11 protein-coding genes are annotated in these 13,283 nt (G+C 58.9%); 6 read left to right on the top strand and 5 right to left on the bottom strand.

What is annotated here, in order from left to right:
- Positions 1–144: 144 nt before the first annotated feature.
- The 3 genes from AC5S27_RS03620 to AC5S27_RS03610 all read right to left on the bottom strand — a co-directional run bounded on the left by AC5S27_RS03620 (position 145) and on the right by AC5S27_RS03610 (position 3,231).
- A complete protein-coding gene (locus tag AC5S27_RS03620; protein ID WP_493933212.1) occupies positions 145–1,869 on the bottom strand; it encodes a hypothetical protein in 1,725 nt (574 codons plus the stop codon).
- Positions 1,870–1,951: 82 nt separating this feature from the next.
- Positions 1,952–2,350, bottom strand: a complete 399-nt coding sequence (locus AC5S27_RS03615; protein WP_493933211.1) for a c-type cytochrome — start codon at positions 2,348–2,350, stop codon at positions 1,952–1,954.
- Positions 2,347–3,231, bottom strand: coding sequence for a hypothetical protein (locus AC5S27_RS03610; protein WP_493933210.1), 885 nt, complete (start codon positions 3,229–3,231; stop codon positions 2,347–2,349). Before AC5S27_RS03610 ends, AC5S27_RS03615 begins: the two co-directional genes overlap by 4 nt.
- Positions 3,232–3,489: 258 nt before the next feature.
- On the opposite strand from AC5S27_RS03610, the gene pruA reads away from it, so the two are divergent.
- Complete coding sequence (gene pruA, locus AC5S27_RS03605) at positions 3,490–5,079, top strand: L-glutamate gamma-semialdehyde dehydrogenase (RefSeq protein WP_493933209.1); 1,590 nt, start codon at positions 3,490–3,492, stop codon at positions 5,077–5,079.
- A gap of 61 nt (positions 5,080–5,140) precedes the next feature.
- Here the strand turns inward: pruA and AC5S27_RS03600 are convergent, their stop codons facing one another.
- Positions 5,141–7,780 (bottom strand): glycoside hydrolase family 38 N-terminal domain-containing protein, encoded by a 2,640-nt coding sequence (locus tag AC5S27_RS03600; protein WP_493933208.1) that lies wholly within the window; start codon positions 7,778–7,780, stop codon positions 5,141–5,143.
- 234 nt (positions 7,781–8,014) lie between these two features.
- On the opposite strand from AC5S27_RS03600, the gene AC5S27_RS03595 reads away from it, so the two are divergent.
- The 4 genes from AC5S27_RS03595 to AC5S27_RS03580 all read left to right on the top strand — a co-directional run bounded on the left by AC5S27_RS03595 (position 8,015) and on the right by AC5S27_RS03580 (position 10,458).
- Positions 8,015–8,236, top strand: coding sequence for a DUF3185 domain-containing protein (locus AC5S27_RS03595; protein WP_493933207.1), 222 nt, complete (start codon positions 8,015–8,017; stop codon positions 8,234–8,236).
- A 121-nt stretch (positions 8,237–8,357) separates the two neighbouring features.
- Positions 8,358–9,161: an inositol monophosphatase family protein gene (locus AC5S27_RS03590; RefSeq protein ID WP_493933206.1), complete on the top strand. Its 804-nt coding sequence runs from the start codon at positions 8,358–8,360 to the stop codon at positions 9,159–9,161.
- Positions 9,162–9,182: 21 nt separating this feature from the next.
- Positions 9,183–9,920: an SOS response-associated peptidase gene (locus AC5S27_RS03585; RefSeq protein ID WP_493933205.1), complete on the top strand. Its 738-nt coding sequence runs from the start codon at positions 9,183–9,185 to the stop codon at positions 9,918–9,920.
- A 58-nt stretch (positions 9,921–9,978) separates the two neighbouring features.
- On the top strand, positions 9,979–10,458 hold the full coding sequence (locus AC5S27_RS03580; RefSeq protein WP_493933204.1) for a nuclear transport factor 2 family protein: 480 nt from the start codon (positions 9,979–9,981) through the stop codon (positions 10,456–10,458).
- Between the two features lie 43 nt (positions 10,459–10,501).
- Here the strand turns inward: AC5S27_RS03580 and AC5S27_RS03575 are convergent, their stop codons facing one another.
- Positions 10,502–11,224, bottom strand: a complete 723-nt coding sequence (locus tag AC5S27_RS03575) for a response regulator transcription factor (RefSeq protein ID WP_493933203.1) — start codon at positions 11,222–11,224, stop codon at positions 10,502–10,504.
- Between the two features lie 376 nt (positions 11,225–11,600).
- Between AC5S27_RS03575 and AC5S27_RS03570 the strand changes: the two genes are divergently transcribed.
- Positions 11,601–13,283: an FAD-dependent oxidoreductase gene (locus AC5S27_RS03570; RefSeq protein ID WP_493933202.1), complete on the top strand. Its 1,683-nt coding sequence runs from the start codon at positions 11,601–11,603 to the stop codon at positions 13,281–13,283.

Here is a 13,283-nt window from a genome sequence, read left to right as displayed (position 1 = left end):
AAAACTGTGGTTCTTGAATTACGTTTTGTGACGCGTAACGGTTCCCTGTTCGAGCTGTGCCGGGAGGGTTGTCCCGGCATTTGGAATAGACCGAATCCGATCCGGTTCGTGAGCTTTCGTTTTCGGTCTGTGTGACGCGGCAAGTTACGCGTCGTCGTAGTCCTCGGTGAGTGATTGCAGGAAGGCGACCAGCGCGGCTACGTCGTCTTCCGACAGGGACATGTTGGCGAACTCCGCTGGGGCGTTGCGTAGCAGGCCATTATGGGCCAGCTTTGAGTTGCGGATGTAGAACTCGATGACGTCGTTGAGCTTGAGCGCGCTGCCGTTGTGGAAGTAAGGCGCGGAGTCTTCGAGGTCGCGCAGGACCGGCGTCTTGAACTGGGCGATGGTGCTGGCCAGGCCGTTGTCGACGGAGCAATCCTTGGTTCCGGCGCAGACAAAGGTGGCGAGGTTGGCCTGCGGGTTGGGAATGTCTGGGTTCAGGTAGACGTTCCAGAGGCCGAGGTCGGCGTAGTTGATGTTGTCTGCCGTGGCTTCGTGGCGGAAGCTCTCGGTGGCATTCGGATGCGCAGGGCTCGCGGGCAGGTAGAGGTCGAAGGACGCGTTACGCTCGGTGAGCGACGGAACGTGCAGTTTGACGAAGGATCCCGTGCCATGGATGTTGTCGTACTCTTCCTGGCTGACGCCGGTGGTGTGGAAGATGAAGTCGGTAAAGTCGGGAGCCTGGTGGCAGGCGGCACAGTTGCCGGCGTGCTGGTTGTCTCCTCCGCCCGCGGTGGCGGCGGTAAGGAATATCTTCAGACCCGCGAGTTCGGTGGCGCCGAACTGGTAGGGATTGGCGTGGTACTTGAAACTGCCGTCCTTGGTGGTGATCCAGGTCGGATTGCTGAGGGCCTGGACTGCCTTGAGCAGGCGCTGCTGGTAGGCGGCGCGGGTCTCTCCGGCTAGGACCTGCTGCGGCAAGTGGTTCACGCGGAGGAAGTTGTCATACGGGCTGCCGATGTATTGCTTGTACTCATCGCGCTGGAAGAGCAGGTCTTTCATGTACTGGGTGACGCAGGTGGCAAGGAGGTTGACGACCTGCTGATCGCTGGCGGTCGAGACGTCGATGCGCAGGTTAGCGGGGATGAGCAGGTCGCTGGTGATGCGAGGGTCTTTGCCGAGGAAGAGGACGCCGTACGACAGGCCGTTGGTGCGGTCGGCGGCGAGTTGGTCCGAGCCGTTGTCTTCGCGGACGATGCGCGCGATGTGGGCGATGGCCTGGGCCTGCTGCGAGGGCGACCAGCCGAAGTTGCGTCCGGTCATGGTGCCGACGACGAGGTCTTCGCCGGTGGCGAATTCGCCGTCGAAGTGCAGGAACTGCGGCGTGTTGCGGGCGGTGAAAGAGTCCACCATCTGCATGGAGTTGCGTGGGGTGTGGGTGAAGCTGCCCATGGTTTTGGGGATGGGGCTGCGGGTGGTGAAGTCGGAGTAGGTGCGATTGCCCGCGCCGGCAACGCCCTGGAACTCGGTGACGAAGTGGCAGCTGCGGCAGTTGATGGCCTGGCCGGCGAAGGGTCCGGGCAGCGTTCCCGTAGTGGTGTCTACGGTATTCACGACGGGGTCGCCGACAGGAAGCGGATCGTTGGTGCCGGTCATGTGGGTGGCGAAGTATTCGCCGAAGCGGGTGTCGAGGAAGATGCGTTCGCCGATGGAGTCGGTGGCGGGCGTGGTGGCTTCACTGGCCGGGGCGAGCGGAGCCTTGCCGGCGCCGCAGCCCTGGATGACCAGGGCCGCGGCGAGGCATACGATCGCGGAAACGGTGGTGTAGACGGTGAGTTTGGCGACGCCTCTTTGGCTTCTGCCGGCTCGGTTGCGGGACTGGCTCACGATGAAATTCTCCTGCGGAGGCTGGATTCAGCTCCGGCTGTACCTCAGGGGCGGAAGCCCCGTCGGAATTTGTCAATTGCGGCTACTTCTGTGGTGGCAGGGTGCGGAGGTAGGCGATGATCTGCCAGCGCTGTTGTTCGGGGAGCGAACTCCACGGTGGCATTCCTTTGTAGGGATTGCCGTTCTTGAGCATCCAGGCGAGGTCGCCGTCAGTTGCGGTGCGTATGCGTTCGCTGCGCAGGCTGGGGCGATTGTGCAGGCCGTTGGCGTCGTTGCCGTGGCACTTGGCGCAGTTTTCCGCGAAGAGGACTTTGCCTGCCCCTTCGGCCTGGGCCTGGTGCGCGACGGGGTTGGTGCGCGCATGGTCTTCGGCGGGGACGCGATGGAGCCATTTGCCGTCGGCCTCCGCGAGGAGAATGGCGGGGATGCTGACGGTGAGGGCGAGGACGAAGAGAGCGAGTTTGTGGGTGTTCAGGATCATTTGGACCTCCGGAACAAGTCTCTCAATTGCTGGACTTCATAGGAAATCTTGAAGCGCCAGAGGGTGCCGATGCTGTTGTCGTTCAGACCAAACTGGGGAGAAAAGCTGTAGGTGACTCCGGCCGGGGTGCGAAAATCGACGGTCGGGCCGGCGTATTGCGAGGTCTGCTTGAGGCCGAAGCTGTAGCGGTCGCCCAGGCCGCCGTAGAGTTCCGCGCCTGCGTCGAAATTCTGCAGGCAGAGCCTGCATTTGCGCGGGCTCGCGGCGAGGACGAGCGGACGGGCTGCGCCGAGGGCGTAACCGAACTCCCAGGGCTCATTGGAGACATTCTTCTCGGCGATGAAGTTCTCGGAGACGTTCCAGCCCTTGAAGTTGCTGGAAAGGATCAGCTTGCCTTCAATGGACTTCTCGACAATGCCGTGGCTCTGGCCGTTATTGACCTGGAAGCGTTGGATGCCGTCATGACCGGTAATTTCAAGGATGCTCTTGTCGGCGTTGGAGACACGCTCGTACTCGACGTAGAGCACCGGGTTGATCCAGTATTCGCGGGGGAGGGGTTTGAACCGGTTTTCCCAGCGGAAGCCAGAGAAGACGGTCGAGTCGTTGTCCGTGGCCTGGCCCTGACCGTAGAGTTCGGTGGTCCACCACGCGGTCGCGCCGTATTCGATTTCGATCGTCGGGCTGACGAAGGGGTTGGCGTTCTTGGGTGAGGCGGTTAGGCCTTTCATGGCGATTTCGAGGTTGCCGGGCTCTTCCAGATCGGTCGAGTAGGTGACGAAGTAAGGCTTTTCCTGGGCTTGTCCGAATTGAGCGAACTGGCCAAGGCCGAGGATGGTGCCCAACGCGAACAGGCTGAGTTGGGCAAACGAACGAGAACGCATGAACTGGAACTCCACAGTGGGGGTGTGACATTACCGGGATGCATGGCTACATGCCAACCCGGACTCATTTAGTCGGATACTTCGCTAAACGGAGACTAAATTGGTCGGATATCAGTGTCAAGGGCGTTGGCGAAGTTTTTCTCTGGATGTGAGATGGCGGGATGAGCCCAGTCTCGATGAAGGCAACAGCAGATTCCCTGCGGGAATGACAACCAAAAGAAGGAGTGTGCGCGGTTCCTCGGATAAACTTGAATAGTTATGACTTTCGATACGCTTGCCGGAATCCCGATGCGCTCGCCTGTGGGTGGGTTTGTGAATGAGCCGTTTGTCAACTTTGCCGAGCCAGAGAATGCGCGGGCGATGAAGGCTGCTCTGAGCCTGGTTGAAGGCCAGCTGGGCCGGGAGTATGACCTGATCATTGGTGGACATCGGGAGCGAACGACGGGGAAGATCACGTCGATCAATCCCGCACGGCCGGCGCAGGTGGTTGGCGTTCACCAGAAGGCTGGCGCGGAGCATGCGCAGGAGGCGATGGATGCTGCACTGCGGGCGTTCCATACGTGGAGCCGGGTGCCGGTCGAAGTTCGCGCTTCTCTGCTGCTGCGCGCGGCGGAGATTATTCGCGAGCGTAAGTTCGAGTTTTCGGCATGGCTGACCTATGAAGTTGGCAAAAACTGGGCCGAGGCGGATGCCGATACGGCCGAGACGATCGATTTTCTGGAGTTCTATGCACGTGAGGCTCTGCGGCTGAAGGAAGCGACGACGCCGATCCAGTATCCCGGCGAGCGCAACCGTCTGATCTACATTCCGCTGGGCGTGGGTGCGGTGATTCCGCCGTGGAATTTCCCGTTTGCGATTATGGCTGGCATGACAGCGGCCTCGATTGTGACAGGAAATACCGTGATCCTGAAGCCATCGAGCGATTCCCCGACGATTGCCGCGGTGTTCATGGAGGTGCTGGAAGAGGCTGGTATGCCTTCTGGTGTGGTGAACTTCTGCCCCGGTTCCGGCGCTACGTTTGGCAACGCGATTGTGGAGCATCCGAAGACGCGCTTCATCGCCTTTACCGGGTCGAAGCCGGTGGGGCTGGACATCCACGAGTTGGCGGCGAAGACGCAGAAGGGCCAGATCTGGATCAAGCGGACTGTGCTGGAGATGGGCGGCAAGGATTCTATCCTGGTCTGCGCCGATGCGGATGTGGATTCGGCTGTGGACGGCGTGGTGGCTGCTGCATTTGGGTTCAGCGGGCAGAAGTGCTCGGCCTGCTCGCGCGCGATTATCGAGGCGCCGATCTACGACACCTTTGTCGAGAAGGTTCGCGAACGCGTGGCGAAGCTGACGGTGGGCGATCCGGTCGAGAATCCGAACATGGGCCCGGTGGTCAACGAGGCTGCCTTCAAGAGCATTCTTGGGTACATTGAGACTGGCAAGAAAGAAGGCCGGCTGGTGGCTGGCGGCTCCGCGGTTGAGACTGAGGCGGGTGGATACTTCATCCAGCCGACGGTGATTGCCGACATCGATCCGGATGCGGTGATTTCGCAGGAAGAGATTTTCGGACCGGTGCTGGCGCTGATCAAGGTGGATTCTTACGAAGAGGGCCTGGCGGTTGCGAACAACACTGAGTTTGGCCTGACTGGCGCGATCTACACCGCCGATAAAGACCGGCTGGCGCATGCGGCGCAGGAGTTCCATGTGGGCAACCTATACCTGAACCGGAAGTGCACGGGCGCGATGGTCGGTGCGCATCCCTTTGGCGGATTCAATATGAGCGGCACGGATTCGAAGGCTGGCGGGCCGGATTACCTGCTGCTGTTTACGCAGGCCAAGTCGGTGGCTGAGAAGTTGTAGCTTTCCTGATTCTTAGAGTTAAAGCCCTGCTCTGATGTTCTGGAGCAGGGCTTTTGTTTTGTTAGCCGGTGGGTGGGTGTCCAATGACATCGGGACTGTAGGCGTGCAGCGCCTTCAGTTTGTTTTGAGGAACGAATTTATCCCATGCGGTGACGGGTGTTTCTTCTTCCACTGCGGACTCTGTCTTGAAGTGCATGGTGACGATCTGCTGCGGGTGAAGTGGGATGTGATACTCCGCGCCGGTTGGCAGGTCTTTCACGAGGTTGCCGACAAGGTCAGTGAGGGCTGCGGACTTATGCGGTACCAGCAACTTCACGCGTGCTTCGCCTGTAACTCCGAAGGCTTCGGCAAAGCGCACGATGATGTGATCGCCCTGCCTGCGCAGGGATTCGACGATGATGTTGCTGGAGGTTTCAAGACAGGACTGGCTATTACTGGCTTTACTGTCATTGAGCACCACGGGGGCGAGGTTGTACTCCCACGCTGCGTGCGGAACTCTGGCTTCTTCCCATGTGGATTCGTAGGGTAGCAGCGCGTATTCCAGCACGTGCTTTCCCTTGCCGGTAAGCCATGGATTGGGGTAGCCCTGATACTTGTCTTCGGCGTTGAAGAGATAGATCGATGCTTCGCGGCCGTTAAGTTCGCGGCCGCTTAGTCCGCGATCAAGCAGCGCGGCACCGCCTTCGCCTGCGGTGGCGTAAGCACTCCATCGCACTGCGGGCACGATCCCTTTCGTCCAGCCGTGGAGGTTGGGATTGGGCTTGGACCATGCGCCATGTGAGAAGCCGAATGGAATGCCACGCATGACTTCCTCAACGTCGTTCGCCATGGGGAAATTTGCGTAGACCATGGTGTAGTCGGGGATATCGTTCAGCTCTGATTCGAAGTCGATGCGTGGGTGTGTTTCATAGAGCCTGATGGTTCGCTTGAGAACTCCGCCGCCGTAGAACCTGCCTGTAACTACTACAGTTGTGGAGAGCGGTCCTTTGTGTACTTCAATCGTTGATGGCTCATCCGCGGAGGCCGCGATCTTGTCCTGCTCCGGCATGGGAGGAAGGACATCGGCTGGGTCGGGTGCTTTCTTCTTTGGTCTTTCAGCGACGATGACGTTTGCTTGAGGGCCGAGAAGTTCACGCCCAGTCTTCTTGCTTTTCAGACTCGCGATGGCGCCGGTCTTTGTGTCGATGGTGAGGACATAGAGCGACGTTTCGACTTTATCGATGGAGCCGAGCCGTTTTGGTTTCTGCGGCTCGCCATTCACTAGCTTCAATGGATGAATGCTTACGGATGCAATGGGGATGTTGCACAGGACTTGGCCGTCGGACTGAAGTTCGCAGGTTGCTCCCTCGACTACTTTGCCAGAAGGCAGTGTGAGCGTAGTTGGGTCGTTGCGGTGCCAGTTCAGCGGATTGAAAACAGTTGTGTGCTCGCTCGCTGAGGCGAGGGATTTGAGTGCGCTGATCTGAACGTCTGCAGCAGTCTTTGTCACGTAGTTGAACCGGTCCTGCACATCCCAGGATTCTTCACTGACGAAGACCATGCCGCCTGCGGAGCCCCACAATGTATTGCGGTCCATGTTGAGGAACATCAGTGTCCACGCTTCGTACAGGCTCTGCGATGGATACGTGTATGAGCTGCTGAGGCTAGCGATGGTGGCTAACGCTTCTGCAGCCTGTAAGGCTTGTTCGCTGCTGCGATAGAGTGTCTTCACTCTGGGCGTTTCGATCCAGAAGGCGTCGAAATCATAGTCCGTTCCGCCGCGATGTGTTGGTATTTCGATCGCGCCGGATGCGATGCCGGGATGAATGGCATCGAGATACTTGCCGAGCGTCGTGAAGCGGATGTTATGACGCGTGCCGGGCTCTTTCCATTGCGTCAGCAATGCGGTCGGATAGCTCTTCACTGGAGGCGCAAGGGAGTAGTCACCGCCACCTCCGAGGATCAGGATCGGAGCGCCCGGCGGGGTCTTGCTTTCCTTTGAGGCGAACTCGGATTCCAGTTTGTCGAGTTGCTCCGTAGTCAACACTTCCTTGCTCTCGTAGATGCTGCTGGCTTCGGAGTAATGCCCTGGGCAGAGTGTGAGTATGCGCGATCCATCTGGCGAAACAGTCCAGTAGAGTGTCTTGCCTGTCGGGTTCCTGCGGGTGTAGATGAGAGCTTCGAGCCCAAGGCCTTTGGCGATCTGCGCCATCTGGTCGTGCACGCCGCAGGTGTCAATGCAGTAGGCAAATCTCGGCCTGATGCCGAACATCTTCTCGTACCAGCGCAGGCCTTCGGCACCGATGCGGACGAGCGCCTCTCCGCCGGAGAGATTGATGGTTGATTCGAGGAAGAAGCCATTCACCAGCTCGACGCGCTTCTCCGCCACGCGCTGCTTCAACTCGGCGACACGCTCGGGACGAAAGTTCATGATGCCGATGATGTTGTTGATCTCGGACAGGACAAACTGGTATTGCGGGTCGTCGCGCACGCGATCCAGATGCGAGAGATAGCTGTTGACGCAGTAGACGCGTTCCCTGGAGAAGTCCGCAAGCCAGCCACAGCTGGCCGGATGGAAGTTGGAGACGATGTAGACGTCGCGCTTGGTCGCGCCATCGTTGTTGTTGCCCGGCAAAGCCAGACTCCAACGACCGAGAGCCAGCGTCGCTGCCCCGGCAACAAACTCTCTCCGGTTCCATCCTGTGCGCTTACGATGTTTCATCCTGCCCTCGCTTTCGGCAGAACCACTTTACATACGAAAAAGTGTGTTTGTGAATAAAAAACCTCCCTGAACCCTGGGAAGGAGTGCTGGCTTCAGCTTGAGCATTGGTTTCTTCCATCCAGGGGCAACTCGGCAGGGCGCTCGGGGCTACTAAGGCTGTAGTTGGCTTTGCCAGTTCTCCACTGCCCGGCTTGCCCGACTCGCTTCAAAATTCAGAGGAAGAAAGAAGGAACCATGAAAGCTCCTACCGTGATTGGCCTAGTGCTGATCGTCATCGGGATTATCGGATTTGCCGTTGGTGGCGTTTCGTTTACGCACGAGAAGAAGGCGGTTGATCTCGGGCCCTTGCAGATTGACAAGAAGGAAAAAGAGTCGATTCCGATCCCGCCAATTCTCAGCGCGGTGGCCCTGGTGGGTGGCATCGGGCTGGTGATAGTCGGATCACGCAGCCGATAAGGTCCCGGCGATCCGGCTGCATTCGATGGGGTGGGCCGGATCGCATGGAATATCGGAAACCTATAATTGAAGGGAAGGCATATTCCTACAGCCGGTGAACTGACCCGGCATGAAAGCTGCAATGACAACGAATTCTCTGGAGCATTCTTTAGAGCACAGGCTTTTGATTGCCTGCGCAGTAGCGCGTGAGGCTGGCGCGCTGCAGAAGCGGCGCTTTCTGGACCGCGAGAACATGATCTACAAGTTCAAGGGGCCGCAGGACTATTTGACTGCGACCGATGGCGAAGTGGAGAAGCTGGTGCGCGGGCGTTTGCTTTCTGCGTTTCCAGAAGATACGTTTCTGGGCGAGGAAGATGGCGGGCAGGTGAGCGACTGCACCTGGGTCGTCGACCCGATCGACGGCACCTCAAATTTTGCGCGTGGCATTGCGCATTTTTGCGTTTCGATTGCGTTTGTGCTGAATGGCGTGGCTTCGATTGGGGTAATTTACCAGCCGATGCTGGATGAGCTGTTCGCCGCGGCGAAGGGCATGGGCGCAACAGTGAACGGTGAGCCAATTCACACGTCGAAGGCGACGAAGCTGAACGAGTCATTGCTCGAAGTTGGGCGTGCTCTACGGCAGCCTCAAGGGCCTTACCTCGAATTGCTGGACAAGGTGATGAGTACAGGCGCCGCGATTCGTGGTGGCGGGTCGGGTTCGCTGGCGATTGCCAGTGTGGCCGCAGGCCGCGTGGATGCCTGCTATGAAACGCATATGTATTCATGGGACTGCCTTGCCGGGCTGGTGCTGGTGGAAGAGGCCGGTGGCCGGGTGAACGATTTTCTGGCGGGCGATGGCCTGCTGAAGGGCAACGTCATTCTGGCTTCGGCTCCGGGAATTGCAGGAGCAGTTTCTGAGCTGGTGGGCGTGCCGCTGAAGGCTTAGCTTCAAGAGGGCGGATGCAAGATGTGCGGACGATACCAGCGACGGTCAGACAAGCAGCGGATTGCCGAGGCATTTGCCGTGGGCAATATCGACGATCTCGATCTGAGCGTTGAACTTGAGCTTGCGCCGAACTACAACGTGGCTCCGGGGACGATGCAGCCGGTTATCGCCTGGGACGACGAGGTTGGCATGCGCGCGCTGCGGATGATGTACTGGCGCATGCTGCCGCCCTTCTGCACGGACCCGAAGAAGTTCAAACTCGACACGATCAATGCCAGCGCGGAGAAGCTGCTTTCGAGCAACATGTGGAAGAAGTCCTTCCTCTATCGCCGATGCCTGGTTCCTGTCGATTCGTTTGTCGAATGGAGACGGGTCAATTCCAAGACGAAGCAGCCGTTTGTCTTTGGCATGGAGACAGGCGAGCCCTTTGCGCTGGGCGGTATCTGGCAGCGTTGGCGATCGCAGGATCACACGGTGGAGATGGATACCTTTGCCATCGTGACGGTGGAACCAAACGAGATCCTGCATGATCTGACCGGCCATCATCGCATGCCCTTGATCGTTCCGCAGAGCGGCTATGAACGCTGGCTGACGGAGAGCGATGAAGAACGGCCACCGGTCGATCTGCTGCGGCCGTTCGATTCCGACAAGATGAAGGCCTGGCAGGTAGGGACGGCGATCAACAGCGTTCGCAACAACGACGCCTCGTTGATCGAACCACAGATTGAACTGCCACAGATGGAGATGTTTGGCGACTAGCCTGTCGCTCTGCCTGCTTTGATTCGACGCTGTTGACTTCGCGTGAGGCGATATAGAATTGGGCGCTATAACGAACTTTCGCCTTTCCCGTCTGATTTCGTGCACTGCGGTTTGCGCTCTATTGCTTTCCACGGCTGCTTCCATTCATGCTGCGACGCCGGAAGAACAGGCTGTGCTGGCAACAGTGCAGGCAATGTTCGACGGCATGGCGAAGCGGGATGCCGCGGCGATCAAGGAGCCGACTCTACCGGGTGGCGTGATGGTGCTGATGCGCGACGGCAAGCCGACGCAGATGACCTTCGAGGATTTCGCAGCGCGGGTTGGCAAGCCGGGTAAGACAAAGATCGAGGAGCGGATTCATGATCCGCTCGTGCGCATCGACAACGACCTGGCGATGGTGTGGGCGCCATTTGAGTTTTTGAGCGATGGCAAGGTGGACCACTGTGGCACGGATCTGTTCAACCTGGTGCGCAAGGATGGGAAGTGGCTCATCGCGAGCGTGGCCGATACGGGCCGCTCGGACTGCGCGGCCAAGTAGGCAGCTGCCTGGGCGGTAGTCTCCGCAGACGCTCGCCGGCCATCTAAGTGCCAGTGCGAACGATGCTCTGGACTTTCTGGGGCACGCTGGGCATTGTGGCCGTGTCGGCGAGTTCTTCGGCTTCGATGTGGCTGCCTACAATGGCCGCAGCTTCCGCCAGGACGCGGTGGTGGAGGGTGAAGAGGGCGAGTTCGAGGCGGTCACTGACTCCGGTTTTGTCGTAGATGGAGCGCAGGTAGTTCTTGATCACCTGCTCGGTGGTCTTCAGACGGGTAGCGATCTCGCGGTTCTTGCAGCCCTGCACGATGAGGGCGACGATGCGCATCTCTTTTGGCGTGAGGCGATCGCGGACGCGGGTGCCGACCATGTCTTCTTCTGCGACGTTGGCAAGCATGGCCTGAAGAGGCTGCCAGATTTCACCGGCTGCTACTTTGCGGACGCAGTCCACCAGGGCCGAACCGGTGGTATTACGGAAGATGACGCCGCTGAAGCCAGCCTGCATGAATGGGGTTGGAGACTCGTTATTTTCAGCGATGACAATGCCGCGGCTGCCGCTGGTTTCAAGCAGGAGGCGCAGACGGGAAAGCTCCGGCTTGAGGGCGGAAGCAAAAATGACAATGGAACCGGGAAAGGTGCTGAGAGCGTGCATCATACGTTCGGCGTCGGAACATTGTGCGATGATGCGCAAATCTTCGTCGAGGGCAAGAACTTTTGCGGTTCCTGCTCGAAAGATCGCCTGTGAGTCTGCCAAGATAACTTTATTCATAGTCCCCGTCGCGCCTCCTGAAAGTCGCAAAGTTGTTAGACCACCACGAATCGAACCCCCCGGTCACGATTCCTGGCGCAGGTTGCCCCGTTTCAGCTCTATCGGCGGCAATCGCTTGTCCATCGCTTTGCTCTATTTTGCAACATCTCGGAGGCGGTGCATTCCTTTGGTAAGGCTTAAAAAGAGGATCTGGGGCCCGGTAACGCAAAAATCACGTTACGCTCACAGAGTACCGTCATGTTGTACTATGCGCTACAGAAATTCTCTGTTTTTGTCCTTAGCGGAAATAATGCGCCGTAAATTCACCTCAACGAGGCGTCACCCAGGCCTCGGGCTACACTGGTAGACGGAACAGATACACGGACGCAGAACCTTTATGAGCAGACCAATTCTTCTCGCGATTGACGATGACATCAGTGTTCTTGAGGCAGTGGTGCAGGATTTGCGCCGGCAATATGGCTCGACCTATCGCGTGTTGCGGGCAGGCAGCGGACAGGCGGCGCTGGATACTCTCAAGCAATTGAAGATGCGCGAGGAGTCCGTGGCCTTATTGCTGAGCGACCAGCGGATGCCGGGGATGACGGGGGTTGAATTTCTGCAGGCGGCGCAGTTGATTTATCCCGAGGCAAAGCGGGTACTGCTGACGGCCTATGCGGATACAGAAGCGGCTATCCGGGCGATTAATACGGCGCGGATCCACTACTACCTGACCAAGCCGTGGGATCCGCCGGAGGAGAAGCTGTATCCCGTTCTGGATGATCTGCTGCAGGACTGGAATGCCGGGTATCAGCCGAAGTTTGAAGGACTTAGAGTCATCGGGCACCGGTGGTCGCTCAAGGATCACCAACTGCGGAGCTTCCTTTCCCGGAACCATGTACCCTACCGCTGGCTGGACGCGGCGGCGAGCGACGATGCTCAGCAGCTCCTGGCGGAGCGATCTCTCGATCCGGAGGCGCTGCCGGTGGTGTTGTTCGCCGATGGCAGCGCGCTGGTGGATCCGGAGCCGGAAGTTCTGGCGGCGCGGGTGGGTCTGCGAACGCAGGCGGCACAGGATTTCTACGACATTATTGTGGTCGGAGCGGGACCGGCGGGGCTGGCGGCAGCGGTGTATGGTGCTTCGGAAGGCTTGAAGACGCTGGTGATTGAACCCGAGGCGCCGGGTGGTCAGGCCGGATCTTCTTCGCGCATTGAAAATTATCTCGGGTTCCCTTCCGGCATTTCCGGCGCGGACCTCGGACGGCGTGCGCACATGCAGGGCGTACGGTTTGGGGCGGAGTTCCTGACGCAGCGGGCGGTTGGGCTGCGGGTCGCTGGACAATACCGGTTTGTCGTCTTGGCGGATGGTCGCGAGGTTTCAAGCCATGTGCTGCTGCTCTCGACGGGAGTGCAGTACAAGCGGCTGGAAATCCCTGGAGCAGAACAACTTACCGGACGCGGCATCTACTACGGAGCGGCCCTGGTCGAAGCGGCGGCCTGCAAGGATGAGGATGTTTACATTGTCGGCGGAGCGAATTCCGCGGGTCAGGCGGCGCTGCACTTTGCCAAGTTTGCCTGCAAGGTTACGATGCTGGTGCGTGCGAGCAGCCTCGAATCCAGCATGTCGAAATATCTGATTGACGAAATTGAGCGCACGCCGAATATAGTGGTGGAGCCAAATACACAGGTTTTAGCTGCTGAAGGCACGGAGCACCTGGAATGCCTGCGGCTCAAGGGGCCGGATGGTGAGTCTGTGCGTAAGGCGGGTTCGCTGTTCGTCTTTATCGGAGCTGTTCCGGGAACAGAGTGGCTGCCGGACTCGATCTTGCGGGATGATAAGGGATTTGTCCTCGCGGGGCCGGATCTGGCCAATCCTGAGGTGCTTGGGCCTGAGATGAAGGGTACGGGGAAGTTTGCCCGGATCTGGAAGGAAAATCGCGATCCGTATCTTCTTGAGAGCAGCGTACCAGGGGTATTTGTAGCCGGAGATGTTCGGCATGGTTCCGTGAAACGGGCGGCGTCGGCGGTAGGGGAAGGGTCGATTGCGGTACAGTTTGCACACCAGTACCTGGCCAGTTTTTAG

It is taken from the genome of Acidicapsa borealis (assembly GCF_059115245.1).
The sequence above is the reverse complement of the archived record's forward strand: the minus strand, read 5'-3'. Positions and strand labels throughout refer to the sequence as shown.

Bases quoted from the DNA above. Each gene is read 5' to 3' on its own strand.
- AC5S27_RS03610 (WP_493933210.1), bottom strand. From the start codon at position 3,231: ATGCGTTCTCGTTCGTTTGCCCAACTCAGCCTGTTCGCGTTGGGCACC.
- AC5S27_RS03590 (WP_493933206.1), top strand. From the start codon at position 8,358: ATGACAACGAATTCTCTGGAGCATTCTTTAGAGCACAGGCTTTTGATT.
- AC5S27_RS03585 (WP_493933205.1), top strand. From the start codon at position 9,183: ATGTGCGGACGATACCAGCGACGGTCAGACAAGCAGCGGATTGCCGAG.
- AC5S27_RS03615 (WP_493933211.1), bottom strand. From the start codon at position 2,350: ATGATCCTGAACACCCACAAACTCGCTCTCTTCGTCCTCGCCCTCACC.
- AC5S27_RS03575 (WP_493933203.1), bottom strand. From the start codon at position 11,224: ATGAATAAAGTTATCTTGGCAGACTCACAGGCGATCTTTCGAGCAGGA.
- AC5S27_RS03600 (WP_493933208.1), bottom strand. From the start codon at position 7,780: ATGAAACATCGTAAGCGCACAGGATGGAACCGGAGAGAGTTTGTTGCC.
- AC5S27_RS03595 (WP_493933207.1), top strand. From the start codon at position 8,015: ATGAAAGCTCCTACCGTGATTGGCCTAGTGCTGATCGTCATCGGGATT.
- pruA (WP_493933209.1), top strand. From the start codon at position 3,490: ATGACTTTCGATACGCTTGCCGGAATCCCGATGCGCTCGCCTGTGGGT.
- AC5S27_RS03570 (WP_493933202.1), top strand. From the start codon at position 11,601: ATGAGCAGACCAATTCTTCTCGCGATTGACGATGACATCAGTGTTCTT.